The 25,400-nt window shown below is 42.5% G+C and carries 24 protein-coding genes and 1 riboswitch; of the genes, 19 read left to right on the top strand and 5 right to left on the bottom strand.

Annotated elements, in window-relative coordinates; all coding sequences use genetic code 11:
- Nucleotides 1–225: 225 nt before the first annotated feature.
- On the top strand, nucleotides 226–948 hold the full coding sequence (locus ACFO3D_RS06045) for a CBS domain-containing protein (protein WP_390293817.1): 723 nt from the start codon (nucleotides 226–228) through the stop codon (nucleotides 946–948).
- A gap of 69 nt (nucleotides 949–1,017) precedes the next feature.
- On the opposite strand, the gene ACFO3D_RS06040 is transcribed toward ACFO3D_RS06045, so the two are convergent.
- Nucleotides 1,018–1,467, bottom strand: coding sequence for an Lrp/AsnC family transcriptional regulator (locus ACFO3D_RS06040; protein ID WP_390293814.1), 450 nt, complete (start codon nucleotides 1,465–1,467; stop codon nucleotides 1,018–1,020).
- 278 nt (nucleotides 1,468–1,745) lie between these two features.
- Between ACFO3D_RS06040 and ACFO3D_RS06035 the strand changes: the two genes are divergently transcribed.
- The 8 genes from ACFO3D_RS06035 (at nucleotide 1,746) to ACFO3D_RS06000 (ending at nucleotide 9,846) form a co-directional block, all read left to right on the top strand.
- Nucleotides 1,746–2,687: an ABC transporter permease gene (locus tag ACFO3D_RS06035; RefSeq protein ID WP_390293812.1), complete on the top strand. Its 942-nt coding sequence runs from the start codon at nucleotides 1,746–1,748 to the stop codon at nucleotides 2,685–2,687.
- Nucleotides 2,688–2,705: 18 nt separating this feature from the next.
- Nucleotides 2,706–3,602: an ABC transporter permease gene (locus ACFO3D_RS06030; RefSeq protein ID WP_390293810.1), complete on the top strand. Its 897-nt coding sequence runs from the start codon at nucleotides 2,706–2,708 to the stop codon at nucleotides 3,600–3,602.
- 19 nt (nucleotides 3,603–3,621) lie between these two features.
- Nucleotides 3,622–5,163, top strand: a complete 1,542-nt coding sequence (locus ACFO3D_RS06025) for a glutathione ABC transporter substrate-binding protein (protein ID WP_390293808.1) — start codon at nucleotides 3,622–3,624, stop codon at nucleotides 5,161–5,163.
- 9 nt (nucleotides 5,164–5,172) lie between these two features.
- Entirely contained in the window at nucleotides 5,173–6,018 is an 846-nt protein-coding gene (locus ACFO3D_RS06020; protein ID WP_390293806.1) for an ABC transporter ATP-binding protein, read from the top strand.
- Entirely contained in the window at nucleotides 5,993–6,964 is a 972-nt protein-coding gene (locus ACFO3D_RS06015) for an ABC transporter ATP-binding protein (protein ID WP_390293803.1), read from the top strand. Before ACFO3D_RS06020 ends, ACFO3D_RS06015 begins: the two co-directional genes overlap by 26 nt.
- A 113-nt stretch (nucleotides 6,965–7,077) precedes the next feature.
- Entirely contained in the window at nucleotides 7,078–8,691 is a 1,614-nt protein-coding gene (gene ggt, locus ACFO3D_RS06010) for a gamma-glutamyltransferase (RefSeq protein WP_390293801.1), read from the top strand.
- A 31-nt stretch (nucleotides 8,692–8,722) separates the two neighbouring features.
- Nucleotides 8,723–9,313 (top strand): chromate transporter, encoded by a 591-nt coding sequence (locus ACFO3D_RS06005; protein ID WP_390293799.1) that lies wholly within the window; start codon nucleotides 8,723–8,725, stop codon nucleotides 9,311–9,313.
- On the top strand, nucleotides 9,310–9,846 hold the full coding sequence (locus ACFO3D_RS06000; protein ID WP_390293796.1) for a chromate transporter: 537 nt from the start codon (nucleotides 9,310–9,312) through the stop codon (nucleotides 9,844–9,846). The genes ACFO3D_RS06005 and ACFO3D_RS06000 overlap by 4 nt, the downstream gene beginning before the upstream one ends.
- A gap of 350 nt (nucleotides 9,847–10,196) precedes the next feature.
- On the opposite strand, the gene ACFO3D_RS05995 is transcribed toward ACFO3D_RS06000, so the two are convergent.
- From ACFO3D_RS05995 to proB, 3 genes are all read right to left on the bottom strand, one after another.
- Nucleotides 10,197–10,586, bottom strand: coding sequence for an RNase H family protein (locus ACFO3D_RS05995; protein ID WP_390293794.1), 390 nt, complete (start codon nucleotides 10,584–10,586; stop codon nucleotides 10,197–10,199).
- A gap of 207 nt (nucleotides 10,587–10,793) precedes the next feature.
- Nucleotides 10,794–12,056: a glutamate-5-semialdehyde dehydrogenase gene (locus tag ACFO3D_RS05990; protein ID WP_390293792.1), complete on the bottom strand. Its 1,263-nt coding sequence runs from the start codon at nucleotides 12,054–12,056 to the stop codon at nucleotides 10,794–10,796.
- Between the two features lie 14 nt (nucleotides 12,057–12,070).
- Entirely contained in the window at nucleotides 12,071–13,216 is a 1,146-nt protein-coding gene (proB, locus tag ACFO3D_RS05985) for a glutamate 5-kinase (RefSeq protein ID WP_390293790.1), read from the bottom strand.
- A gap of 424 nt (nucleotides 13,217–13,640) precedes the next feature.
- On the opposite strand from proB, the gene ACFO3D_RS05980 reads away from it, so the two are divergent.
- The 9 genes from ACFO3D_RS05980 to ACFO3D_RS05940 all read left to right on the top strand — a co-directional run bounded on the left by ACFO3D_RS05980 (nucleotide 13,641) and on the right by ACFO3D_RS05940 (nucleotide 24,224).
- A complete protein-coding gene (locus ACFO3D_RS05980) occupies nucleotides 13,641–15,368 on the top strand; it encodes a sigma-54-dependent transcriptional regulator (protein WP_390293788.1) in 1,728 nt (575 codons plus the stop codon).
- A 208-nt stretch (nucleotides 15,369–15,576) separates the two neighbouring features.
- Nucleotides 15,577–16,560 carry a 2-keto-3-deoxygluconate permease gene (locus tag ACFO3D_RS05975; RefSeq protein ID WP_390293785.1) on the top strand — a complete coding sequence of 328 codons (984 nt, stop codon included), beginning with the start codon at nucleotides 15,577–15,579 and terminating at the stop codon, nucleotides 16,558–16,560.
- 30 nt (nucleotides 16,561–16,590) lie between these two features.
- Nucleotides 16,591–17,886, top strand: a complete 1,296-nt coding sequence (locus ACFO3D_RS05970) for a four-carbon acid sugar kinase family protein (protein ID WP_390293783.1) — start codon at nucleotides 16,591–16,593, stop codon at nucleotides 17,884–17,886.
- Nucleotides 17,886–18,884 (top strand): 4-hydroxythreonine-4-phosphate dehydrogenase PdxA, encoded by a 999-nt coding sequence (gene pdxA, locus ACFO3D_RS05965; protein ID WP_390293781.1) that lies wholly within the window; start codon nucleotides 17,886–17,888, stop codon nucleotides 18,882–18,884. Before ACFO3D_RS05970 ends, pdxA begins: the two co-directional genes overlap by 1 nt.
- 70 nt (nucleotides 18,885–18,954) lie before the next feature.
- A complete protein-coding gene (locus ACFO3D_RS05960; protein WP_390293779.1) occupies nucleotides 18,955–19,827 on the top strand; it encodes an NAD(P)-dependent oxidoreductase in 873 nt (290 codons plus the stop codon).
- A gap of 299 nt (nucleotides 19,828–20,126) precedes the next feature.
- A complete protein-coding gene (locus ACFO3D_RS05955; protein WP_390295468.1) occupies nucleotides 20,127–22,217 on the top strand; it encodes a BglG family transcription antiterminator in 2,091 nt (696 codons plus the stop codon).
- 34 nt (nucleotides 22,218–22,251) lie between these two features.
- Nucleotides 22,252–22,518 carry a PTS sugar transporter subunit IIB gene (locus tag ACFO3D_RS05950; RefSeq protein ID WP_390293777.1) on the top strand — a complete coding sequence of 89 codons (267 nt, stop codon included), beginning with the start codon at nucleotides 22,252–22,254 and terminating at the stop codon, nucleotides 22,516–22,518.
- A gap of 29 nt (nucleotides 22,519–22,547) precedes the next feature.
- The gene (locus tag ACFO3D_RS05945; RefSeq protein ID WP_390293775.1) at nucleotides 22,548–23,912 is read left to right on the top strand and encodes a PTS ascorbate transporter subunit IIC; all 1,365 of its coding nucleotides are present in this window, start codon (nucleotides 22,548–22,550) and stop codon (nucleotides 23,910–23,912) included.
- Between the two features lie 114 nt (nucleotides 23,913–24,026).
- Complete coding sequence (locus ACFO3D_RS05940; RefSeq protein WP_390293771.1) at nucleotides 24,027–24,224, top strand: hypothetical protein; 198 nt, start codon at nucleotides 24,027–24,029, stop codon at nucleotides 24,222–24,224.
- 61 nt (nucleotides 24,225–24,285) lie between these two features.
- On the opposite strand, the gene ACFO3D_RS05935 is transcribed toward ACFO3D_RS05940, so the two are convergent.
- On the bottom strand, nucleotides 24,286–24,759 hold the full coding sequence (locus ACFO3D_RS05935) for a hypothetical protein (RefSeq protein WP_390293769.1): 474 nt from the start codon (nucleotides 24,757–24,759) through the stop codon (nucleotides 24,286–24,288).
- A gap of 145 nt (nucleotides 24,760–24,904) precedes the next feature.
- Nucleotides 24,905–24,989: riboswitch (cyclic di-GMP riboswitch) on the top strand.
- Nucleotides 24,990–25,030: 41 nt separating this feature from the next.
- On the opposite strand from ACFO3D_RS05935, the gene ACFO3D_RS05930 reads away from it, so the two are divergent.
- Nucleotides 25,031–25,276, top strand: coding sequence for a hypothetical protein (locus ACFO3D_RS05930; RefSeq protein WP_390293767.1), 246 nt, complete (start codon nucleotides 25,031–25,033; stop codon nucleotides 25,274–25,276).
- Nucleotides 25,277–25,400: the final 124 nt, after the last annotated feature.

Genomic DNA, 25,400 nt, shown 5'->3' with positions numbered 1-25,400 from the left:
AAAGCGACTGCCTGAAGCGGAAATCAACCACGCTGTACTTCGTAGTTTATATATACGAAGGTATCCCTACAGAAAAATCCGAACTACCATACGTTAAAATATTGAAAATAGTAACTTATACACTTTCGTCCTGTCCTCATCCTTTCTCTATATAGATTACAAGTTGGTGTATACTATTAATAAAACTTTCGACGCACTGCACGGTGGTCAATAGGAGAGAGGTAGATGGATAAAGTAGCTGATAACAGCAGGGCTGAACGGTTTGAAGTTGCATTTAACCGAATTCACCAGGAATTGAGGAAACTGGTCAAAGATGAAAATCAAAGCTTCAGCAATCTGGTCTACAAGGGTTCTAAAAGTTATACAATCGTCAGGCAGTACCAGTCTGAATTACAACAGTTCAGCAGACTCAGAAATGCGATTGTGCACGAGCGGTATGAACTCGGTGAGTATATCGCTGAACCAAATGAAAAAACGGTTAGTCGGATTGAAAAGATAGCTAAAGTATTGTCACAACCTAATCATGCGTTAACCATCGCTACAAAAGAAGTGATTATCTTTGATTATGCCGACAGTCTTGAAAAACTGGTCACGGGAATAAATAATCATTCCTATTCGCAGTATCCAGTTTATCGGGAGGATAGCTGTGTTGGTGTTATTACCGCCAAATTGGTTGTAAAATGGATGGCGGCAAACCTGGTCAATAGTAAGGTGGACCTGTCGAAATTCACCGTCGGGGATGTTTTTAACGCGGACGACAGTCATCCGATTGCATTTGTTTCGAAGTCGAAAAATATCTTCGAACTTGAAGAAATATTTGAAGAGGCCCATCTGGCGAAGCAGGACCTGGAAGGTGTCATTATAACGGAGAATGGACGCCAAGACGAAAAACCCCTGGGGATTGTTACCCCATGGGACTTAATCGAAATTGATTATAAACTGGATTAAGAGGCGTAAGTTGAGCCTCTTTTTTTGCGTGCGTATTAATAATTGAAATAAAAGAGGATCATTCCCCGCTTACAGCTTATATCCTGTCCTGCTCTTAAATCGTTTCAGTAAGATAGAGCTTTCGACCCGTGTAATACCTTCCACGGCATAAAGCTCGTTATTGATGAAAACTTCCAGCATTTGAAAGTCCTCAACAAGTACGTGCATATGCAGTGTACTAGGTCCAGTCATCTGATAAACGCTGGCAACGCTGGGGTTATCTGCGAGATTCTGTGCAACTTCCTGCAATTGTTTTGGTTCCACATCCACCTCAAAAAAAGCTGAGACTTTTTTCCCGAATTTCTCTGAGTTCACTACGACTGTAAAATTTTCGATTACCTCATCGTCACGCAGTTGCTGGATACGGTCTTTCACTGCTACACGGGAAAGGCCAACTTTTTCGGCAAGTTCCACATAGGACAAACGCCCATCCCTGATTAGCTCCTCAATGATTTTTTTATCGACCTCATCGTATTTCATTGTCCATTTCTCCTAGAGATTGCTATTATTTTAATCCTTTAGACCATCATATCAGAAATCTCAAAATGTTACAAAACCGTTACGGTATAATCATTCAATTTAAATCAAACAAAATGAAACTAATTTACTGATTTAACCACATAAGTGTAAGTGGTTTTTAATAATTTTCGCATTTTTGTCAAAAAACATGTTGACTTGCTCTGTATATATATGTATTATTGTTAATAATTTATTAAGTATTTGAAAACTTTAAATTTAAAGAATGGAGGGATAATAATATGGTTGGTCTGATTGTTCGAAGGTTAGCCCAGCTTGTGTTACTGCTCCTGGGGATTTCATTCCTTGTGTTCATGAGCATGCATATCGCTCCAGGTGATCCCGCGACTATTATAGGGGGACCGACAGCGAGTGCTTCAGATCTTGAAGCAATAAGAGCAGACATGGGTTTGGATAGACCGGTCCTTGTTCAGTATTTTGATTATTTAGGCGGAATTCTGCAGGGTGACTTTGGTTACTCGTATCAAACAGGACAAGCAGTTACAGATGCAATCCTGACTAGATTTCCGAACTCTATCAAGCTTGCGGTTGCAAGTATGGTGGTTGCCGTGATTATTGGCATTGTTGCAGGGATGATCGCTGCTATTAAACAGAATTCATGGATTGATATTACAAGTACTACATTTTCGTTGGCAGGGGTATCGATTCCAAACTTCTGGCTGGGAGCGATGCTGATTCTTATTTTTTCAGTAAACCTTCAGTGGCTGCCTGTCGGTGGGTTAAATTCTTCTATATTCACCATTCAGGGGATAAAAGAACTGATATTGCCGGCAGTGACCTTAGGGACAGCTTCCGCAGCATTGATTGCCAGGATGAGTCGTTCTTCCATGCTGGAAGTTGTGAGGTCGGATTATATCCGGACTGCCAAAGCCAAAGGTGTTAGACAGCGTTCACTGATCTGGGTACACGCCCTTCGAAACGCAATGATTCCGGTAATTACCGTAATCGGAATTAACTTTGGTGGTTTACTCGGAGGCACTATTATTACCGAGCAGGTATTTGCAATTAATGGAGTCGGGCGTCTAATGATTGATGCTATCGCAGCTAGAGACTTTCCGGTTGTACAGGGAACAGTTTTACTAGTAGCTGGAATTTTCGTAGTTGTCAATTTGATTGTCGATCTGGTCTACGCCTTCATCGACCCACGAATTACATACAACTGATAGAAAGGAGGCAGTACAGTGCCGGCTAATGCGGTTTTGAAAGAGGACGAAGTAATTCCTAAAAAGAAAGAACGTCAATTTGTTAAAACAACAAAGCGTTTACTGAAAAATAAACTCGCCGTGTTCGGTCTTTTCATTATTGGACTATTAATTATCACAGCAGCGTTCGCTCCTTATCTTGTGAGTTACGGTCCTTATGAACAGAATCTCTCACAGACTGAACTTGGAATAGGCGAAGAGGGACATATTCTTGGAACTGATAATTATGGCAGAGACATGTGGTCCAGACTTGCCTACGGGGCACGTATTTCCCTGGTAGTTGGTCTGACCTCGGTCGTTCTTGGTCTTACAGGCGGAGTTACGCTAGGGCTTTTATCAGGATATTACCGGAAACTTGATGGTGTGATTATGCGTTTCGTCGATCTGCTGTTTGCTTTCCCGGGAATCCTGCTGGCAATGCTGATTATCGCAATGCTTGGTACAAGTCTTGTTAATGTGGTAATCGCCATAAGTATCTGGTCGATTCCGGGTTGTGCAAGAATTGTACGGGGGAGCGTATTATCGGTAAAAAAACAGGAATATATCATGGCGATGAAGTCCCTCGGGGCAAGCGATGCACGGATTATTTTATTGCATGTGCTGCCAAACTGTACCGCTCCGATTATCGTTTTTGCAACGATGCGGATGGGTACAGCGATTTTATCAACATCAGCGCTTAGCTTTCTGGGGCTTGGTGCACAGCCGCCAACACCTGAATGGGGCGCAATGATTTCCGCCGGGCAGGATTTCATGTGGAGTGCCCCGCACATGGCAATTATCCCCGGAGTAGCAATTATGCTTACTATTTTTGCTTTTAACGTGGTTGGGGACGGACTGCGTGACGCACTTGATCCAAACATGGAATTAGACACATAAAAAAAGAGGAGGAAACATATTGAGTAAAAAAGCGTTTCAGTTTATAGCAGTTCTTTTGATAGCAATATTTGTACTTGCAGGTTGTGGCGGGGAAAGCAGCAGTAATGGTGGAAATAGTGGTGGAGATGCGCCGGCAGAGATTACATACGCGTCTACTTCTGATGCTGCCGGACTTTCACCGATTGATACCAATGATTCCGTATCGTCGAATGTGACTTATCAAATTTACGAGACTCTTTTCACACAAGATCCGCAAACGCTTGAATCCAAACCATTGCTGGCTAAGTCTTATGAAACGCCAGATGAGAATACTTGGGTAATTAAGTTAAGAGAAGGAATTAAGTTTCATGATGGTACTCCTTTTAATGCTGAAGCAGTAAAGTACACGTTTGACCAAATCAGAGATCCGGAGCGTGCTGCACCACGTGCTTCATTGCTTGCTCCAATTGAATCTGTCGAAGTGAAAGATGAATATACTGTTGTTATTAAAACAAAAGAACCATACGGCCCAATGCTTGCAGCACTGAGTCATACGAATGCAGCAATTGTCAGTCCGAAAGCTGATAAAGAAGGCGACATTAACAAAAACCCAGTTGGAACAGGACCATTCAAGTTTGTGGAATGGGTGGAAGGTGACCATATCACACTCGAGCGTAATGAAGATTACTGGAAAGACCCAGCTGCACTTGAGAAAGTAACGTTTAAGGTAGTTCCTGAAGTTTCAACAGCGATTTCTATGCTGGAAACTGGTGAAGTTCAGTTTATCGATGCATTGCCATCAGACCAATTGCCGCGTATTGAAAATATCAATGGCGTGAAGGTACAAAAGTCACCGGGTACTCGCGTTTCTTATCTTGGATTCAATATGGAAAAAGCTCCATTTAATGAACTCGAATTCAGAAAAGCTGTTGCTTACGGTGTTGACCAGGAAGCATATGTTAATCAGCTGAATGGCCTGGGTACTTTCAGTGAAAGCATAATCGGTCCAAAAGTATTTGGCTATAATGAAAAAGCTGAAGAAGCAGGGTATGCGTTTGATAAAGAAAAAGCGAAACAAATTGTCGAGGAAAACGGTTATGGTGACGAGGAAATCAACCTTCTAGTGGCAAACCGGGCAAGTTATATGAAAATGGCTGAAATCGTTCAGGCACAACTTACTGAAATCGGGTTAAATGTCCAAATCGAAACAATGGAATGGGCTACTTTCCTTGAGACAGGACGTAAAGGTGATTATGAAATGACATTCCTTGGCTGGTCCAACAGTACTGCTGATGGAAGTGAACTGCTTTATCCGAACCTGCACTCTGACAATATTGGTTCTTCCAACTTCAGCCGCTACAGCAATCCTGAATTTGACAAACTGGTTGAAGAGTCCCGTCAGACAGTAGATCAGGAAGTACGTAAAGAGAAGCTTCACGAAGCAAATGTAATGGCAATTAAAGATGCTGTTTGGGTTATCATGGAGCACGGAACAGTTACAGCTGCCTATGACGAATCGGTAGAAAATCTGGTTGTCGATCCAACTGGTCAATGGTCACTATATAATGTAAGCAGAAAGTAGGGTATAACGATGGAACATTTATTGGAAGTGAAAAATCTGGTTACCCAATATCGGACAGCAGGCGGTAAAGTGCCCGCTGTCCGGGATATTTCTTTTACCGTGGATAAGGGTGAAACACTTTGTATAGTAGGAGAATCCGGAAGTGGTAAAAGTGCTACCTCGCTTTCGATAATGGGGCTTTTACCTTCCAATGGGGAAGTTTCCGGGTCAATCCTGCTGAACGGCAAGGAAATTGTAGGTAAATCGGAAGAACAGCTGCAGAAAATCAGAGGCAACGACATTTCAATGATTTTCCAGGAACCAATGACAGCACTGAATCCAGTGTTTACTATAGGCTTTCAGCTTCGTGAACCCTTAATGATTCACCGTAAACTGTCCAAAAAAGAAGCTACAAAGAAAGCTATTGAACTTCTGGGTAAAGTCGGTATACCAAATCCATCAGAGAAAATGAGAAACTATCCGCATGAACTTAGTGGTGGAATGCGGCAGCGGGTTATGATTGCCATGGCGCTTGCCTGTGAGCCTCTATTACTTATGGCCGATGAACCGACCACTGCACTGGACGTAACAATTCAGGCACAAATTCTTGACCTGATAGATGATCTGAAGGCCCAAATGGATATGGGGGTTGTTTTTGTAACCCACGACATGGGTGTAGTTGCAGAAATCGCTGATAAAGTTATGGTTATGTACCATGGTGAAGTGGTTGAAACAGGCGACGTGTACAAGATTTTTAATAATCCACAGCACGATTATACCCGATCATTACTTGCGGCTGTACCGAATGTGGATGATGACAGTAAAAAATGGCTTCAGGAGGGGATTTCCTATGACAGTACAGCAACCACTTCTTGAAGTGAAGGACCTTAAAAAATACTTCCCTGTTAAGACGGGGATTCTGCAGCGGACGACTTCACACGTTAAAGCTGTACAGAATGTAAGTGTTGAGGTCAAAGAAGGAGAAACTCTCGGAATTGTTGGGGAGTCAGGATGTGGTAAGTCCACTTTCGGCCGTACCATTCTTGGGCTCGAGGATTTGACCGACGGGACAATCAAATTCCGCGGTGAAAATATTGCAGGTCTCTCCAAACGGAAGTTAAAACCGTACAAAAAGGATATGCAGATGATTTTTCAGGATCCATTCGCATCCCTCAACCCGCGCCAGCGAATCGGTAATGCGCTGGAAGAGGTTTTTGTGATTCACAGTAAGATGTCCAAAAAGGAACGTGAGCAGCGTGTGCGTGAACTTTTGGTTGAAGTGGGACTTGAAGAAGAACATTATGACCGGTATCCGCATGAATTCAGTGGTGGCCAGCGTCAGCGAATCGGGATTGCCCGGGCAATTGCGCTGAACCCTTCATTAATAGTTTGTGATGAAGCCGTCTCGGCGCTTGATGTGTCTGTCCAGGCGCAGATTATCCGCCTGCTGATGAATCTTCAGAAAAAATACCAGCTTACATACATGTTTATTTCCCACGACCTTGGAGTCGTACGACACATGTGTGACCGTGTGCTGGTTATGTACCTGGGCACCATGGTTGAACTTGGGACATCCGATCAAATTTATAAAAATCCGCAGCATCCATATACAAAAGCACTGCTGTCAGCGATACCACGCCCGGTGCCGGGACGGAAAAAAGAACGTATCCGACTTGAGGGCGATCTGCCAAGTGCATCCAATTATCCGACAGGCTGCCCGTTCCACACCCGTTGTCCGATAGCGCAGGAACACTGCAAAACAACGGTTCCGGAGTGGCGTGAAGTTGAAACAGGGCATTTTGTTGCTTGTCACGAGGTTTGATATAATTCTTTTATACTAGTAATGGAAGTTCGTTTTTCCAAACAGGCCAGAGAGGATTATACTTTCTGGTCTATATCATGTAATAATCTATCAATCATAACAGGGGGATTAATATGTCATTTTTTAATAATCATTCCCATCCATATCCAACAACACGAAACACAGCATATGCCCGCAATGGCATGGTTGCAACATCACAGCCACTTGCTTCACAAGCTGGACTGGATATTCTTAAGATGGGCGGAAATGCTATTGACGCAGCGATTGCTACAGCGGCATGTCTAACTGTGGTGGAACCGACATCCAACGGGATTGGCGGGGATGCATTCGCACTAGTTTGGACGAAAGGGGAACTTCACGGTCTTAACTCAAGCGGACGTTCGCCTAAAAATATCTCTATTGATGCGGTAAAAGAAGCTGGGCATGAGGAGATTCCGAAGCATGGCTTTATTCCTGTAACCGTTCCGGGAGTACCAGCAGCTTGGGCAGAACTTTCTGAGCGTTTCGGGAAACTTCCGCTTAGGGAAGTACTTGAACCGGCAATCAATTATGCCGCTGAAGGGTACCCATTATCACCGACACTAAGCAAGTTCTGGAATAATGCATATAAAAATTTCAAAGCTAACCTGACAGACGATGTTTTCAAGCATTGGTTTGAGACGTTTGCACCTGACGGGCGTGCGCCTGAAACCGGAGAAATTTGGTCATCAAAAGGGCATGCGGAAACATTGCGGTCAATCGCTGAAACAGGTGCAGAATCTTTTTACCGGGGACATATTGCTGAAAAAATCGCAGCATTTTCTAAGGAAAACGGTGGATTTTTGACAGCTGAAGACCTTGCAGAACACAAGGCCGAATGGGTTAAGCCAATCAATGTAAACTACCGGGGCTATGATGTGTGGGAAATCCCTCCAAACGGACAGGGGATAGTTGCACTGCAGGCCTTAAATATATTAAAAGGATTCAATTTCGCTGAAAAAGATTCTGCTGATACATATCATAAGCAGATTGAAGCTATTAAACTGGCATTCGCTGACGGGCAAACCCATGTAACCGAGGAAGACCGTATGAAAGTAACATCGGAAGAGATGCTTAGCGATGCATATGCCAAACAGCGCAGACATCTGATTGGTGAAGAAGCCATCCAGCCGGAAGCCGGCGATCCGTCATCAAGCGGCACCGTTTATCTGGCAACCGCTGACAGTGAAGGGAACATGGTTTCTTTTATCCAGAGTAACTATATGGGATTCGGTTCAGGAGTGGTTGTACCGGGTACTGGAATTGCGTTGCAGAACCGTGGCCACAACTTCTCGATGGAGTCAAGTCATGTAAACGCGCTTGAGGGTGGCAAAAAAACTTATCACACTATCATTCCTGGATTTTTGACAAAAGATAACCAGCCGGTAGGACCGTTCGGTGTTATGGGAGGATTCATGCAACCACAGGGGCATGTACAGGTCATGATGAATACTATCGACTTCGGTCTAAGTCCGCAGGCAGCACTTGATGCACCGCGCTGGCAGTGGATGAAGGATAAGACAGTTGAAGTGGAAAACAGGTTCCCGCATCATCTTGCACAGTTACTGGCTGCTCGCGGACATGATATCAAAATTGCGCTTGAACCGAATTCATTCGGGCGTGGACAAATCATTTGGCGCGATCCTGAAACAGGCGTGCTTGCAGGAGGTACCGAATCACGAACAGACGGGGCAGTCTCTGCGTGGTAATGTCACACTTTAATAAGAAGGAATTCATCTTATGAGAACACAATGGAATTTATTTATCGCGTTTTTTAGGGTAGGGATGCTCGGTTATGGGGGAGGCCCGGGCTCCATTCCGCTGATTCATAAAGAAGTAGTGGAAAAATACAAATGGATGAGTGACGAGGATTTTGGTGATATTCTGGCGCTCGGAAACACACTTCCGGGTCCGATCGCAACAAAACTTGCAGGATATATTGGTCATAATGTCTCCGGTATTGTAGGAATGATCAATGCGGTATTCGCTACCATTCTCCCGACTATTATTTTAATGGTTGTCTTATTGTCTTCCTTATCGTCAGTCGCCGACCTGCCGTGGGTGCAAGGGATGACCGCTGCAGTCGTACCTGTTGTCGGCGTCATGCTGGCAGTACTGACATGGCAGTTCTTTCATAAGGCAGTGAAAGGGATGGGTTGGCTTCAGACAGTGCTGATGTCTATAGGAGTGTTTCTTTTGCTATATGCGGCCGGTCTTCACCCTGGGATCGTCATTGGTTTGTTACTTGTGGCTGCACTTGTTCAGCGTGATAACAAGAAGACAGAACCGGCTGACCAGCAAAGTAAGGAAAGTAGGAGGGGAACATCATGATCACTAAATACTGGCATATATTTATGGCGTTCTTCATTCCTGGAATCCTCGGCTATGGCGGCGGACCGGCATCGATACCGCTTGTTCAGAATGAAGTAGTCAATCGGTATGAGTGGATGAGTGTCCAAGAGTTCAGTGAAATGCTTGCGCTTGCTAACTCACTGCCTGGCCCGATTGCCACTAAAATGGCCGGGTATATCGGTTATGCAGAAGGTGGTATTTTGGGCTCGGTGATTGGGGTCTTTGCCACTGTAGCGCCTTCCTTGATTATAATGATATTACTAGTGGGGGTTTTGTATCGATATAAAGATTCAGCCAAGGTTCAGCGGTTAACCCAGTATGTTCGACCGGTCATAGCTATTCTGCTTGGTGTTATGGCGTGGCAGTTTTTTTCGGAGTCGTATGTGGGGATCGGCCTTTGGCAAACATTGCTAATCACTGTTAGCAGTTATTTGTTGATTGAACGGATGAAAGTCCATCCTGCTTTTGTTATTGGAGCGGCATTGATATATGGCGGATTGGTTCTTGGATAACGTGTGGAGCGGATGCCCGGTTGGGTGTCCGCTTTTGTGTTGGGAGAGAAAGTGGTAAACATTGAGGAGAGGAAGCATTGAAGTGAGTAGAGAAGACGTTGAACAAGGAGAGGGGGACTTTACGCTCGAGAATTAGTTAGCCTCGCTCGGGGTTGAGGGCTTTTGGCTCGAGAATGAGTTAACCTCGCTCGGGGTTGAGGGCTTCTGGCTCGAGAATGAGTTAACCTCGCTCGAGTTTAAGGGTTTCTGGCTCGAGAATGAGTTAATTTCGCTCGAGTTTAATGCTTACATGCTCGGGAATCAGTTATCTCCGCCCTACTTTTCATCATAAAGTGAATAGCCCTCTCTCACTAATTCTTTCTAATTCCCTCTCTGGCAAGCCGGTCCGCGTGGCCGTTATTTTTTTCTGGAATCCATTTAATGAAGAAATATGGGAAATTACTGGCCTCTGTTAGAATTTTTTCAAGTAGGGGCTGGAAGGTCTGGTTTTTGGTGGATTCTTTTTCAATTACATCCACAGCAACCTTGGAGTCAGAGCGGAAAGAAAGAATTTCTCCCGGAAACTGTTTTTTGCACACTTCTAATGCTTTTAAAATAGCATGGAACTCCGCTTCGTGGTTGGACATTTCCCCCAATGGAAAAGAATACTCATATTTTTCGCTAGCAGATTTTATATAGATTCCAGCACCGCTTGGGCCAGGATTGCCACTGGACGCGCCGTCTGTATATATTTCAATCATTATGCGGTCTCCTTTTCGGTTCGGTTTATGATAGATTATATCAATTACGGGGCGGGTGTGCATTCAGCGAATTCGATAAAGAAAAAACTTGAAGGAAATTAATCCTCCAAGTTTATAGATTATAACCGTTTCAAGCCGATGAGAGGCGTTACGAAAGATTATCCACCTCGTTCGACCTTTCATGCCCTCGCTACTATTAATGTTATTTTATCTGACTTGCCCGTTTCCTTGCATAAGATATTTTACAGTAGTTAATGCGGGTAGCCCCATTGGTCCCCGTGCATGCAATTTTTGGGTTGAGATTCCAATTTCTGAGCCGAATCCAAGGGCGCTTCCATCTGTGAAACGCGTGGAGGCATTATGATAGAGTGCTGCCGCGTCAACCAGTTTCATGAATGTTTCAGCAGTTTTCTCATTCTCTGTGACGATTGATTCAGAATGCTTCGTACCATAATCTTCAATGTGCTGAATGGCTTCCGCGACATCAGCGACCGTTTTAATGGCGATATCTTTACTTAGATATTCATCTGCCCAGTCCGTTTCTTCAGCTGGTACGGAGTTAGGAATAAGCTCAACAACCGTACTGTCCCCGTGAACGCTGATGTCATTTTCTTTCAGAGTCTCTGTTAATTCAGCTTTATTTTCCGCGAGCCAGTCTTGATGGATTATTACGGTTTCGATTGCATTACATACAGCCGGACGGTCGGTCTTGGCATTAACCAGTATAGCCAGTGCTTTTTGTACATCTGCTTCTGCATCAACATAAAGGTGGCAGTTTCCGACGCCTGTTTCAAGTACCGGAACTGTTGCATTATTTACTACGGCTTTAATAAGTGAGCCGCCTCCGCGTGGGATTAGGACATCGATGTGTTCTTTCATGGTAAATAATTGCTGGGTCGCTTCACGGTGGGTACTTGCAATAAATTGAACAGCGTCTTTTGGAATCTTCGTCTGCTCCAATCCACGATGAATCACCTCAACTATAGCCTGGTTGGATGTTATTGCTGAAGAACCGCCTTTTAGGACAATAGCATTTCCGGACTTTAGTGCCAGGCCGGTTGCGTCTACTGTCACATTCGGCCGTGCTTCATAAATCATTCCAATTACTCCGAGTGGAACAGTCACCTGCTGCACGTTAAGTCCATTTTCGAGTGTCCAGTCAGAGTTAACGATTCCTGTTGGGTCATCCAGTTTTGCAACGTCACGAAGACCCTGGGCAAATTCCTCAACTCTTTCCTTGGTCAATGTCAGGCGATCAATAAATGCTGCGTCAAATCCCTGCTGGCGGCCATTTTTTAAATCCTCTTCATTAGCGGCCAAAATAGATTCGTATTCTTCGTCCAGTACATCAGCAAGTTTCAAAAGAGCTTCATTCTTTTCCTCTGTTGTCAATACCGCCAAAGTTTTGGCTGCTTTCTTTGCGAGTTTTGCCTGTTCTTCCACGTTCACATTTTCTGTTAATACAGTCATCCAATTCCTCCTATTTATGTGGTAATTAATTGATTCACGGGTACTTCAGTGTCCAAATGACAAACGAGGTGTTTATTTTCAATCGCTGGCAGTTGATTATCTTCTAATGCCCATTCAGGCTTGTTGATTATTTTTGAAAGTGCCTCAGACGAATAATTCACGACACCCAGACCGATTACTTCTCCATCTACATCGATAATGGTTACTACTGCATCTTTTTCAAAGCGTCCTTCAATATGTTGAAGATCGGTTGGCGCCAGGTTGATTTTATCGGATATGATTGCTTCTCTGATGGTATGGTTTACGGTTACCTTTCCTTCAGGCCCTGAGTTGAACGCAATCCATTGTTTCTTCTGATTTAAATTTTGTATATCACTTTTCGGTTCAAAATAGGATCCTTTAGCCTCTTTGTGGGCTGCATCAAAAATGATGTTAGGGGTGGTCGCGTTTCCGAGAAAGGAGGGTATCCCAGACGCCATCGAAATTTTAATCGCATCGATTTTTGATTTCATCCCACCGGTACCGTTAGCACTGCCGGGATCACCTGCTGCAGCCTCAATAGCAGGAGTGATTTCATTTACTTCTCGGATCAGTGTAGCATTTTCGTCTTTTCGGGGATCCGCATCATAGAGTCCCTCAATATCAGAGAGAATGATTAATTGATCGGCCTGCACAAGGCCAGCAACTTTTGCAGACAATGTATCGTTATCCCCGAATTTCAGGAAATCCATAGAGATGGTGTCATTTTCATTTACGATTGGCACGATACCTCGCTCGAGTAAAACATTGATGGTATTCCGTGCGTTGTTGTAGCGGAGTTCATCAGAAAAGTCACTACGCGTGATTAGTATTTGAGAAGCCACATATCCATGTGACATGAAGATATCTGAGTAGGTTTCGATAAGTAGTCCCTGGCCAACAGACGCGGATGCCTGTTTTTCAGGTAATGAGTCCGGACGAGTGAGAAAACCGAGTCTGCGGTATCCCGCCGCCACAGCTCCAGAGGAAACGAGTAATACTTCATGTCCGTTATCTTTTAAACGAACAACTTCTTCAACAATCTTTTCAAGTTTTCTGCGGCTCACTTCTCCATTCATGCTGGTTAGTGAACTGCTCCCAATTTTAATTACGATGCGTTTTTGGTCAATATCAGGTGTCAAGTCAACACTCCTTTTAAATTGAATTCCTGGTTGTCACTAAATAGGTCGAAATATGCATGTTCAACTAGTCTGATTGGTTAAGTTGGTTTTTGTATGAAAAATATAATTTCAATTTTTACTTGACTTATAATAACATTTTGCCAATATACTTCAAGGGCTTTTAGATAAGTTGGGTGCATTTTGGCGAGATAGTTATGGGAGGCGCTTACATTTGAAGTTATATCTACTCCACCGCTTCAGAGTAGCAATAATCAGCTAATTTACAGCTAAATGGAAAGATAAGTTGGACTCTTTTGAACGATAGTTGTTTCTGACCCTGATAAACTGAAGAGAGGTGTGATTAGACAGTGTGATTAGACATCCTTCCGAGTATATGTAATAATAAAAAAAAAGTGTTGAAAAATGCAACAAGCGAGGGATGGAAATGGTAAAAACACTTCTGATTGCCCCTTATCAGGGACTTGCAGAGACAGTAAAAAAGATTGGTATTCCGGAAGACTTCCAGTTGGATGTTACTGTAGCAAACCTGGAAGAAGGGGTGAAGGCAGCAAAATCTGCTGAAAAACAAGGATATGAATTAATTATCAGCCGTGGTGGTACGGCAACCATGATCCAGGACAATGTATCCATCCCTGTGGTTCATATAGATATCACCGGATACGATATGCTCCGGGTATTTACTCTTCTGCGCGGCATAAAAAATGGGGTTGCACTCGTAGGGTATGCCAATATTTCCCGGGGAGCAGCTACTATTTGCAACATCCTGGAATATGACGTGAAAATGGTTACGATTAATTCAAGGAGAGAAGTTCGTGGACATCTCATCAATTTAAAAGAACAGGGCTACTCGGTTGTTATAGGGGATGTAATCACTGTTCAGGTGGCAGAACAAGTTGGTTTGCGTGGGGTTTTGATTACCTCGGGAAGAGAGGCTGTTATGGAGGCGCTCGAAGAAGGGAGACGAGTCTATAACTTCTTTAAACGAGTTAACAACCAACTCTACTATTATCAGGAAACCTTTAATTCCATTCCGGTCCCTGTGATTTTGCTGAATAAGGACGGAGAATTAATTGAAAAAAATCTTACTTTTGAGCAGGAATCAGGGAATCTTCATATAATTGATTCTCCCTATATTCCTCGCCTTGTCAGAAAGGTCCTTCAGAATCAAACAAATCAGTGGGAAGAAATAGAAGATGAAAATTACTTCTATGAGATTCTCGGCTTCCCGGTAAGTGAGACAAGAGTAGGGATTATGGTACAAGGTAAGCGGCCCAGAACAGAAGCTAAAAGCGTACATGTAATAGGCAGTCCTGGCCATCTGCCTATTATAGGGGAGAGTGACCAGGCAGGAAACATCAGAGAAAATATCGGCAGGTATGCCCAGAGTAGCGCCCCATTATGTATTGTTGGTGAGACCGGTACGGGAAAATATACGATTGCCCAGAGGGTTCACTTTGAGAGGTTTGGTCAGCAATCACCCATAGTAATGGTGGAAGGGTTCCGGTTGAAGGAGCAGAATGGGGAACTGGATCAGCTTGCAAACAAAATGATGAGCATAAAAGAGGGTACGGTAATTCTGAAGGGCATGGAGTCTATTAACTCTCAGTTGTACAAAAAACTGCAAGTGGTTATAAACGCATTTCCGGAAAGTATAAAGGTAATCGTCCTCGCACGGCCGGAAGCTGAAAGGATTGAAAATGATTTTTATAAAAAAATTTCCGCGGACTCGCTGCATTTAATACCTTTACGCGAACGCAAAGAAGATATCAGCAGTTTTGTTGAATATTTTTTGGCTGAATTTCATGCAGAAGATGGCAATGAAACAATCGGAATGAAAACAGAAGCCATGGAGTATCTGAAGGACTATGATTGGCCTGGGAATATAACTGAACTGAAAAAGATAGTCAGGGAATTAAGCATGACTACTTCGGCTCATTATATTGAACTTTCCCATGTAAAGGAACTGATGGAAACGTACCGGGTGGAAGAAAGCACGCGCCCTGGAAATGCTCTATCGCTAGAAGGAACTTTAAATGATATAGAGCAGCGGGTCATTAAGCAGGTCTTGGAAGACGAAAACCATAATCAGTCCAGAGCAGCTAAGCGGCTTGGGATAAACCGGTCAACGTTATGGCGAAAACTAAAAGAATAAGAGATAGATGAGGAGGAGACTTGTTAAGTGGGTCTCCTTTTTTGTTTTATTTTGCAACACAAATCCATGTCATGCATTCTTATTAAAATAAAATCAATTATTATGTTGCATTTTATATCACGATGTTATACTATAAATACATGAAAACGCTTTATATTAATTTTATTGTTTTATTTTAAAACAACTACTATAATCGAGGGGGATAAAAATGAGGATTAAAGCAACTCTAGAAAGAATTCCAGGAGGCATGATGGTTGTACCGCTGTTGCTTGCTGCAACATTGAATACCTTTGCACCTGAACTATTAAGAATTGGTAACTTTACACAGGCATTATTTGTCGATGGAGCAAGTACGCTTATTGCACTATTTCTATTATGTACCGGAGCACAAATTAACTTCCGTAATGTTGGTGTCAGCCTTGGTAAAGGTGCCACATTACTTGCAACAAAATGGCTAGTAGGTGCCGGATTCGGTTTAATCGCATATATGATGGCTGGTGACAATGGTCTTTGGTTAGGTTTGGCGCCGATTGCAATCATTGCAGCGATGACCAACAGTAACGGCGGACTTTACGTAGCCCTTGTAGGTCAGTACGGAGATAAAACAGACCGTGCAGCATACTCTTTGCTGGCGCTGAATGACGGACCTTTCTTTACAATGGTAGCATTGTCTATTTTTGGGGCGATGGGATTCGTTGATGGTCTCTTCTCATTCGTATCTTTCGTAGCCGTGTTGTTGCCAATTGTCGTTGGTATGGTACTTGGTAACTTGGACGACGAAATGAGAAAGTTTTTCGATCAGGGAAGTTCTATGCTGATTCCGTTCTTCGCATTTGCACTAGGTATGGGAATTGATTTCGGAGCAATCATTAATGGTGGGCTTTCAGGGATTATTCTTGGACTTGCAACAGTATTCCTGACAGGTACTGCCGGATACTTTGTATTTAGAGCATTCAAATGGAACCCAATTGCTGGTGCAGCAGAAGGTTCTACAGCGGGTAATGCGGTGGCTACACCTGCAGCGATTGCAGCTGCGAGTGCAAGTTTCGCTGCTCACGTTGACTTGGCAACAGTACAGGTTGCAGCGTCTACCGTAACCACAGCTATTTTGCTTCCGCTTTATATAGGATTCCTGGTTAAACGTTTGGAGAAAAAAGGCGTTTCCATACCGGATGATTATGTAACAGAATAAATAAATTCGGATTATAAATGGGGAATATATATGAAACAACGTATAGGAATTATTGCAGATGATCTAACAGGAGCCAACGACAGTGGCGTACAGCTTACAGAGAAAGGGATAAATACGTCTGTGTTATTCGATATTCCAGAAAATCATGAGAACCTTGACAGTGGTATCGTGATTGATACGAATTCCCGTGCGCTTTCCAGAGAAAAGGCGGCTTTAATAACGGAGAAGGCAGGCCGCTTTTTAAAGGAAGCAGGATTTCAGCACATCTATAAAAAAATGGATTCAACTTTAAGAGGGCATATTGGGACTGAATTACACTCCCTTTATGATGTATTTCAACCGGAGTTTGTTTTTATAGCTCCGGCCTTCCCTTCTATGGGCCGGACGACACGAGATGGTATCCATTACGTTAATGGAGTGGAAATTGCCGAAACTGAAATTTCCAGAGACCCTAAACATCCGGTTAAAGAATCATTTATACCTTCTATTCTGGAAAAAGAGATTGGTCAGCCGGTTGGCTTGCTTACAAAAGACGATATTGAATCGGATATCTCTGTATTCTGGAGTAAAATCAATGAATTTAAGGGAAATAATATTAATTATATTGTGTGTGATGCTGAGATCCAGGAGGATTTACAGCAAGCAGCAATGAAAATGGCCTCAATTTCAAGCAAGGTAATTTGGGCGGGGTCTGCCGGGCTTGCACAGGAAATTCCAGAAGTTCTCGGTATTGTGAAAAAGAATGAAGAATTGCAATTGCCCGTATCGAATAAGGTAATGACTGTTTGTGGAAGTTTATCGGCAATTACTCAAAAACAGGTGTCATTCGCTGTAAAGCAGTCTGGTGTTACGGCGATAGAATTGGATACCAAGGAAATTTTTGATGACAATTGGGATAAAACCCGGAAGGATATTGTTTTCCAAGTACTTGATGGATTCAGAAAAGTAGACGATGTTGTTCTCTACGTTCCTTCAAACCAGGAAATACGTGACAGTGTTAAACGAATTGGGGAACAACTGAACCTGTCAGGTTACCAGATTGGCGAAAGGATATCCAATGGGATTGGAGAGATTGTTGCCGAGGTAGCTGCGCAGAATAAAGAGCTTACAGGACTAGTGCTAACAGGTGGAGACACTGCAAAAGACACTTCACGACATCTTGGTGGAATTGGTTTCCGCTTGATGAAGCAAGTAGAAGCAGGAATTCCATTAGGTACATTAATCGGTTCTGATAGGGAATTCACAGTAGTAACCAAAGCCGGTGCATTTGGAAAAGAGAATTCTATATATAAAGGAATGCAGGAATTGAAAGGAGTTCAGGAATAATGAGCAAAAAACCAATTATTGGGATCACAATGGGTGATGCATCAGGAGTAGGTCCGGAAATAATTATTAAAAGTCTTCAGAGCAAGCATGTTTATAATCAATCAAATCCGATCGTAATTGGAGATGCGAAAATGCTTCAGCGAGCGGCGGAACTGCTGAATACTGATATATCGATAAAGACCATAGATGCTGATGCAGACTTTAACGCAACATTTGGAGAAATAGCCTGTTATGATCTGAACCTGTTGCCTGAGGACCTACCTTTCGGGGAAGTATCCTCGCAGGCTGGACATGCTGCGTTTGAGTATTTAAAAACTGCAATCGAACTGGCAAATGATAAGCGGATTGATGCTATTTGTACAGCTCCTTTAAACAAAGAAGCGTTGCATAAAGGTGGCCATGTTTATCCTGGCCATACCGAAATCCTTGCTGAATTAACTGGCACAAAAGATTTTTCTATGATGCTGTCTTCTCCAAAACTAAAAGTAATTCATGTTACAACACATGTAGGAATTATTGATGCAATCAATATGATTAGTCCTGACCGCGTTCACAAAGTTATTCAACTTGCACACGAAACGTTGAGTAATTCAGGCATTAAACAGCCAAAAATTGGTGTGTGTGGAATTAATCCACATGCTGGCGAAAATGGCTTGTTCGGTTACGGTGAAGAAGAGGAAAAAATCATCCCAGCTGTTGAACGTGCGACTGAGGAAGGGATCCATGTGGAAGGTCCACTTCCGGCTGACACATTGTTCTTCCGGGCTCAGCGTGGTGACTTTGATATTGTAGTGGCTATGTATCACGATCAGGGACATGGACCAATTAAAGTACTTGGACTGGAAGCTGGTGTGAATATTACAGTTGGCTTGCCAATTATTAGAACTAGCGTGGATCACGGAACTGCATTCGATATTGCAGGAAAAGGTATCGTTGATGAACGGAGTATGCTGGAGGCACTCCGTCAGGCAATTGAATTGGCACCTGAAAAAAAATAATGGGACAGGGGGTCAGACCCTCTGTCCCGTTTGCTGTATAATGGGAGAAAATAGTTGGGGAGGCAGTTAAATGGGGACAGATAAACCACTTATAGGCTTTATCGGCACGGGTGTTATGGGGAAGAGTATGGCGCAGAACTTAATGGACTCCGGATATTCCATTGCCGTTTTCACACGTACAAAGGATAAGGCACAGGAATTGCTGGACAAGGGCGCGGTATGGAAGGAGTCTGTTGCGGAACTGGCAAATTCAGCCGACATCATCATTACGATAGTTGGTTATCCAACTGACGTGGAAAGTGTTTATTTTAACGAAGGCGGGATTATTGAGAACGCTCGTCAGGGTACATACGTAATTGATATGACAACATCGAAGCCAAAACTTGCCGTTGAGATTTTTGAAAAAGCAAAAGCTCGTGGAATCAGTGCGTTAGATGCGCCGGTTTCAGGTGGAGATATCGGAGCGAAAAGTGGCAAACTTGCAATTATGGTTGGTGGCGAGCAACAGGCGTTCCATGAAGTTAAACCTATTTTTAACGTTCTCGGTGAAAATATCATTTTGCAGGGTGATGCGGGAGCTGGACAGCATACTAAGCTTGCCAACCAGATTACCATTGCGACTAATATGATTGGCGTTTGTGAAGCGATTGCCTACGCAAGAAAAACGGGGTTAAACCCGTCACGCGTACTGGACAGTATCACCACCGGAGCGGCTGGAAGCTTCTCGCTTTCCAAGCTGGCACCAAGGATGCTTGAAGGCGACTTTGCGCCCGGGTTTTATGTAAAGCATTTTATTAAGGATATGACGATTGCACTAGAGTCTGCAGAGGAAATGGGACTCTCCACACCTGGTCTGTCGCTTTCGCTAGAGTTGTATCAGGAGCTGGCGGAAAAAGGTGAGGAAGATAGCGGGACGCAGGCGCTGATTAAGCTGTTTGACTAATGGATGAGGAACCTCTTTTTATCGAGAGGTTCTTTTTTTCGGGCATTTTCCGTGGTTGCAGTGTGTGCGAATTATAGAATATCTGTCACCTCTGACTGGCAGTTTATAGCCTATTACTAAGTTGCTTATGTTTATTTTTGCAAAAACCATTTATTACAATTTATAGTCTTTGCAACCCCTTACATTTCGTTTCCGGAAGGTTTATAATAGAATTGTAGTTAGATAGCAACAACCATAGTGTTTATTTTTGCAAATATATTTTTGCAATATATTTGTGTAAAGGAGGACCTCCAGTGATTATGGATAAAAGGCGTGCACACCTGTTATCCGTTATTTTACATTCTTCAGAGCCTGTTCATTCGAGTAATCTGGCTGAAAAGCTAGGCGTCTCGCAACGCACGATTTATTACGATGTGGGTCAAATAAATGATTGGCTGGAATCTCAGCGTCTTGAATCCATAAGAAATATTCATGGAGAAGGTTTCTGGTTTAATAGATCCATGGTGGAAAAAGTAGATTTGCGGGAATATGACTTAACCGAAGAATATGTTTACCAGTATTCTGAGAATGAGCGTAAACTTATCATTCTTTTAACACTGTTAACAGGTAATGAAAAGACCACGATGCGAACCTTTATTGACCTAACCTTCATGAGCCGGGGCACTATCAATAAAGATTTAGGAAATATAAAAAATCAGCTTGCCGATTATGAACTGGAACTCCAATATTCCAGAGCAAACGGTTACAAACTATGCGGTTCGGAAGAAAATAAGAGAAAATTACTTCTTAGTGAATTCTCAAACATCATGCTTAATCGAGAATGGCGGAATATTAGGTCCCAAATTTACAATATGCTGGCAATGGAGACGAACAACAAAAAGGATGCCGATTCCCATGAAAAAATCAATGCACTGATTTATAAGGCGGAAGAAGAACTATCCCTTCGTTTAACTGATGAGATGTTCGAAATGTTATCTATCAACTTGCTGATAACGGTTCATCGCGCGAAACTGGGACAATTTGTGGAGGTTGATTCCGAAGAAGCAAGAGTTCTTCAGAATACAGAACATTATAAAGCCAGCATGAAATTGACGGCTGGGTTGATGGATCTATTTGCCATCGAATTTCCAGATGATGAGATTAGTTTTTTAACCATGAACCTTCTTGGCTTAAAGATTCACCGGGAAAAATTCAATAGTTTTTCCAGCAGTGAAATAGCCGGATTGCGAATAGTGGTTCGGCAAATGATAGCAGATTTCCAAACGTATGCTTGCGTTATTTTTGATGATAGGGATGGTTTGGAAAATAATCTGCTTACTCATATTAAACCAACGTACTACAGGCTGAAATATGGTGTCCAGACTTCCAATCATCTGGCAGCGAATATAAAAGAAAATTATCCGGAGTTATTTCATTTCACCAAACGTGTAATGGTCCATCTGGAGCAGTATGTAAGAAAAAAAGTTCCTGATGAAGAGGCAGCCTATATCACCCTTCATTTTGGTGGATGGCTGAAACGAGAGAATAAAAAAGTTGACTCCAGTTTAAACGCAGTCATTGTTTGTGAAAATGGAGTCGGCACTTCCAATATGCTTAAAACTCAGTTGGAGAGTCTTATTGCCGGGCTACAGGTAGTTGCCATTCAATCTGTCAGGGAGTACAATTCCCAGCATATTGAGGCTGATGTGATTTTTTCTACCAACCTTCTGAAGGATAAAGGGATACCAACCATCCATGTGCCAGCAATATTGTCCAATTCGGATAAGGTGGAAATTCTTAATAAGGTTAATAAATTATTCGACCAGGATTACAATGAAGCCTATAACACGGAGCAACTGCTGCAAGTTATCGAGAGATTCGCGACCATTCATAACCGTGCAGGCTTAAAAGCTGCTATATCAGGAATCAGTACCGAGCAAAGACATCAGAAAAAGGAGTTTAGAGAACCAATGCTCAACGAATTACTAACCGAAGATACAGTCATACTGGAGGATCGTGTCACAAACTGGGAAGAGGCTATACGAACAGCCGCAACCCCATTGTTGAATGGAAAGGCGATTAAAGAAGAATATATTGATGCGATGATCGACAATGTGAAGGAACTTGGTCCTTACATTGTGATAGCACCGAACATTGCTTTGCCCCATGCTCGCCCGGAAGCGGGTGTCGAGCGAGTAGGCATGAGCTTATTGAGGTTAAGAGAGCCGGTATATTTTTCCGAGCAGGAAAAACACCGTGCACAGTTAATCGTGGTTTTAGCAGCAATCGATAATCAGACACATCTGAAAGCTTTGTCAGAGCTGACAGAAATGCTGTCTGATGATGAAAAGGTAGAGAAACTCATCAATTCCGCAAGTTCGGAAGATGTGCTTCAGTTAATTAATCAATAATTATCGAAAATAAAAAAAACAGGAGGTTTACTAAATGAAAAAAGTATTAGTGGTATGCGGGAATGGACTAGGAAGCAGTATGATCGTTGAAATGAACGTAAAATCGATTCTTAAGGATATGGGTAAGGAAGCAGATGTATCACACACAGACCTTTCTTCTGCTAAATCTGAACCGGCAGATCTGTACCTGGGTTCAGAAGATATTGTAGGGAATATTGATGACGGCAGCAAAAATGTTGTTAAACTAAAAAACCTAATGGACAAGCAAGAATTACGTGAAGCACTTGAAAAAAATATCTAATTTAGCATAACGAATGGAGGAAAAGTGCAATGGTAGACTTAATCATGAAAGATATTCTGGGCACCCCTGCAATTTTGGTTGGATTATTTGCGCTGGTCGGTTTGCTTGTCCAACGTAAAAATGCAGCTGACGTTGTATCGGGAACCCTGAAAACAATAATGGGCTTTGTTATTTTAAATGCTGGAGCGAATGTAATTGTATTGGCACTTGGTCAATTCAGCAGTATGTTTAATGAGGCCTTCGAAGTAGATGGCGTTATTCCAAACAATGAGGCAATCGTTGCACTGGCACAGCAATCATTTGGTACAGAAACAGCAATGATTATGTTGTTTGGTATGGCTGTAAATATCGTTTTGGCAAGAATGACACCGTTTAAATATATCTTTTTAACCGGACATCACACGATGTTTATGGCATGCATGATTGCGGTGATTTTAAATACAGGCGGTATTTCAGGCGTATCATTGGTAATTATAGGATCTATTATACTTGGCGCTCTTATGGTACTATCACCAGCAATGATACAACCATTCACCAGAAAAGTTACTGGTTCTGACGATTTCGCAGTAGGTCACTTTGGCTCCTTGGGGTATTTGGTATCCGCGGCGGTTGGAAAAGTTGTTGGCAAAAACTCCAAGTCAACTGAAGAACTTAAAGTACCTAAGTCGTTAGGATTCTTACGGGATACTTCAGTAGCTGTTTCCCTTACAATGGTAATACTTTTCTTTGTTGTAGCCGGATTTGCCGGACCTTCCTTTATCGAGTCTGAATTAAGTGGCGGGCAAAACTTCTTGGTCTTCGCCTTTATGCAAGGGTTGACTTTCGCAGCAGGGGTTTATATTATTCTTGCCGGTGTCCGGATGTTGCTGGGCGAAATTGTCCCTGCATTTAAAGGTATAGCTGACAAAATTGTTCCGAATGCAAAACCTGCGTTGGATTGTCCTGCCATATTCCCATTCGCAGGCAACGCGGTAATTATTGGTTTTCTATTTAGCTTTATTGCTGGGCTAATCAGTATGTTTTTCCTGCCACTGCTTGGACTTAAGGTTATTGTGCCGGGCTTAGTGCCACACTTCTTTACTGGTGCAGCAGCAGGGGTATTTGGAAATGCTACTGGCGGACGCAAAGGTGCAATATTTGGTTCGATGGCAAATGGTGTATTAATTAGCTTTTTGCCGGCACTGTTATTACCGGTACTCGGTTCATTAGGATTTGAAGGTACTACATTCGGTGACGCGGACTTCGGGGCAGTTGGAATTGTACTAGGAAATCTTATCCGCTTATTTGAATCAAATATGGTCTTCACAGTTATAACGTTTATACTTTTAGCGGTAGCATTCTTTTTTGGATGGAAACCAAGCTCAGCAGCAAATAAAAAATCCAATGCTGCATAATCTAAAGTAATCCTGCTATCTTAACAGATAGCAGGTTTTTTTTGTATGAGGTTGAGCCTGCGTAATTAAATTATGTTTATTGTTTAAATATCTCATAAAATGGAGGTGCTTTATGTGAACAAAAATAATAACGGAAAATTAACTGACGAGGAAATTCTCGAACAAAGCAGGCGGTCAGGTCTGACTTATAATGAAGCAAAAGAATTTATTGCAAGAACGTCCGTTGGTCGCGGTACAAATATTTATAGTGATACGAACGCACAAGAAGTTAAGCAGAAGAACGAGCAATCAATGAGAAATAAGAGTAATTAAGCGACTCCAATAATAAGCAGAGCAGTATCTATGGCTCTGCTTATTTATATACTTTTTCAAATTAAAATAACAAATGCAATAATAGTAGAAAGAACATCGATATTCCCAACCATAAATGGGTCATCCGTTTCTTTATTGAAGGGCGGTATCTCCGCATCCAACCAGTTGTTACAACGGCTGTCAACACGGTAGCTGTCAGCAAACCGCTCACAATTTTAGGATTTTGCCACTGGAAACCAAATAGGTCAATCACCAAAGTGGCATGGGTTAGTATGAGGATTAACGCGGTTGTGCCAATCCAGCGGTGAAAAGGCAGAATTCTTTTCGACAGATTCGCATATTTAATTTTTTTGGCCCGATCGGATGAATCTCGGATTGTGGAAAATACTGCATGGCGAGTCCAGTTGAAAAGAATGAAAATAAGTCCCATAAAGCCGAAAAATATGTGTGTGGGAATCCCTTCACCCGCCTTATTAATGACGTTCCAGGTACCAAGGGCGAGCAATGCTATATTGAAAAAGAACCATTTATTCATAAGTCCTCCGATTGTTTGCTTTGTCGTACAGTATTCATCATACCATAGTGGATTATAGTTATAGGAATTGATAAATTGTAAATAGGCATATATCCCTATATAAAGCTGGTGCCATTTGAACGATAATACAACTATCAACATAAATCGTACGAAATGGCAAAATCACTGAAAAGTGATGACGCAAAACTACAGGGGCTAAAGTCTCACGACAATGCCAGCCAGATGTCGAATACGTCCTCCTACGATTTATGGGATTTATGGAGGGATATGTTTGAAGAAGTTTTTGGAGCGGATAGAGAGCATAAACTTTCTTTCCTGCATACGTAAAACTAAGGCTTTTGCCGTATTGGCGATAGCCAAGTTTTCTAATCGTGGTAAATATTTTTGGCACCAGGTCAGACTGAAGGAGTTATCAGCGATAGCCTCCGGATGTGTTGACGAGAGATTCAAGCATAAGTTAAAAAAGAAAATAAGTTATCATGAGAAAGCATCACTGAGCTACATAACAGAAAAATAAAAAGCACCGATAGGGTGCTTTTTATTTTTGTACAGGTATACTTCTCTAAATCGGATTCCTTCTATATAATTAGATTGTCAGCCATCATATTCACAAGCCATTATTTCCCAACACGCTTCGATTT

It is taken from the genome of Virgibacillus kekensis (genome assembly GCF_042654125.1).
GTDB classification, from domain to species: domain Bacteria; phylum Bacillota; class Bacilli; order Bacillales; family Amphibacillaceae; genus Lentibacillus; species Lentibacillus kekensis.
Note: the sequence above shows the minus strand (reverse complement) of the source record. Positions and strands in the feature narration are given on the sequence as shown.

Bases quoted from the DNA above. Each gene is read 5' to 3' on its own strand.
- ACFO3D_RS05945 (WP_390293775.1), top strand. From the start codon at position 22,548: ATGGTAGACTTAATCATGAAAGATATTCTGGGCACCCCTGCAATTTTG.
- ACFO3D_RS05955 (WP_390295468.1), top strand. From the start codon at position 20,127: ATGGATAAAAGGCGTGCACACCTGTTATCCGTTATTTTACATTCTTCA.
- ACFO3D_RS06020 (WP_390293806.1), top strand. From the start codon at position 5,173: ATGGAACATTTATTGGAAGTGAAAAATCTGGTTACCCAATATCGGACA.
- ACFO3D_RS05975 (WP_390293785.1), top strand. From the start codon at position 15,577: ATGAGGATTAAAGCAACTCTAGAAAGAATTCCAGGAGGCATGATGGTT.
- ACFO3D_RS05970 (WP_390293783.1), top strand. From the start codon at position 16,591: ATGAAACAACGTATAGGAATTATTGCAGATGATCTAACAGGAGCCAAC.
- ggt (WP_390293801.1), top strand. From the start codon at position 7,078: ATGTCATTTTTTAATAATCATTCCCATCCATATCCAACAACACGAAAC.
- ACFO3D_RS06015 (WP_390293803.1), top strand. From the start codon at position 5,993: ATGACAGTACAGCAACCACTTCTTGAAGTGAAGGACCTTAAAAAATAC.
- ACFO3D_RS05990 (WP_390293792.1), bottom strand. From the start codon at position 12,056: ATGACTGTATTAACAGAAAATGTGAACGTGGAAGAACAGGCAAAACTC.
- ACFO3D_RS06040 (WP_390293814.1), bottom strand. From the start codon at position 1,467: ATGAAATACGATGAGGTCGATAAAAAAATCATTGAGGAGCTAATCAGG.
- ACFO3D_RS06045 (WP_390293817.1), top strand. From the start codon at position 226: ATGGATAAAGTAGCTGATAACAGCAGGGCTGAACGGTTTGAAGTTGCA.
- ACFO3D_RS06000 (WP_390293796.1), top strand. From the start codon at position 9,310: ATGATCACTAAATACTGGCATATATTTATGGCGTTCTTCATTCCTGGA.
- pdxA (WP_390293781.1), top strand. From the start codon at position 17,886: ATGAGCAAAAAACCAATTATTGGGATCACAATGGGTGATGCATCAGGA.
- ACFO3D_RS05935 (WP_390293769.1), bottom strand. From the start codon at position 24,759: ATGAATAAATGGTTCTTTTTCAATATAGCATTGCTCGCCCTTGGTACC.
- ACFO3D_RS05995 (WP_390293794.1), bottom strand. From the start codon at position 10,586: ATGATTGAAATATATACAGACGGCGCGTCCAGTGGCAATCCTGGCCCA.
- ACFO3D_RS05960 (WP_390293779.1), top strand. From the start codon at position 18,955: ATGGGGACAGATAAACCACTTATAGGCTTTATCGGCACGGGTGTTATG.
- ACFO3D_RS06035 (WP_390293812.1), top strand. From the start codon at position 1,746: ATGGTTGGTCTGATTGTTCGAAGGTTAGCCCAGCTTGTGTTACTGCTC.
- ACFO3D_RS06005 (WP_390293799.1), top strand. From the start codon at position 8,723: ATGAGAACACAATGGAATTTATTTATCGCGTTTTTTAGGGTAGGGATG.
- ACFO3D_RS05980 (WP_390293788.1), top strand. From the start codon at position 13,641: ATGGTAAAAACACTTCTGATTGCCCCTTATCAGGGACTTGCAGAGACA.
- ACFO3D_RS05950 (WP_390293777.1), top strand. From the start codon at position 22,252: ATGAAAAAAGTATTAGTGGTATGCGGGAATGGACTAGGAAGCAGTATG.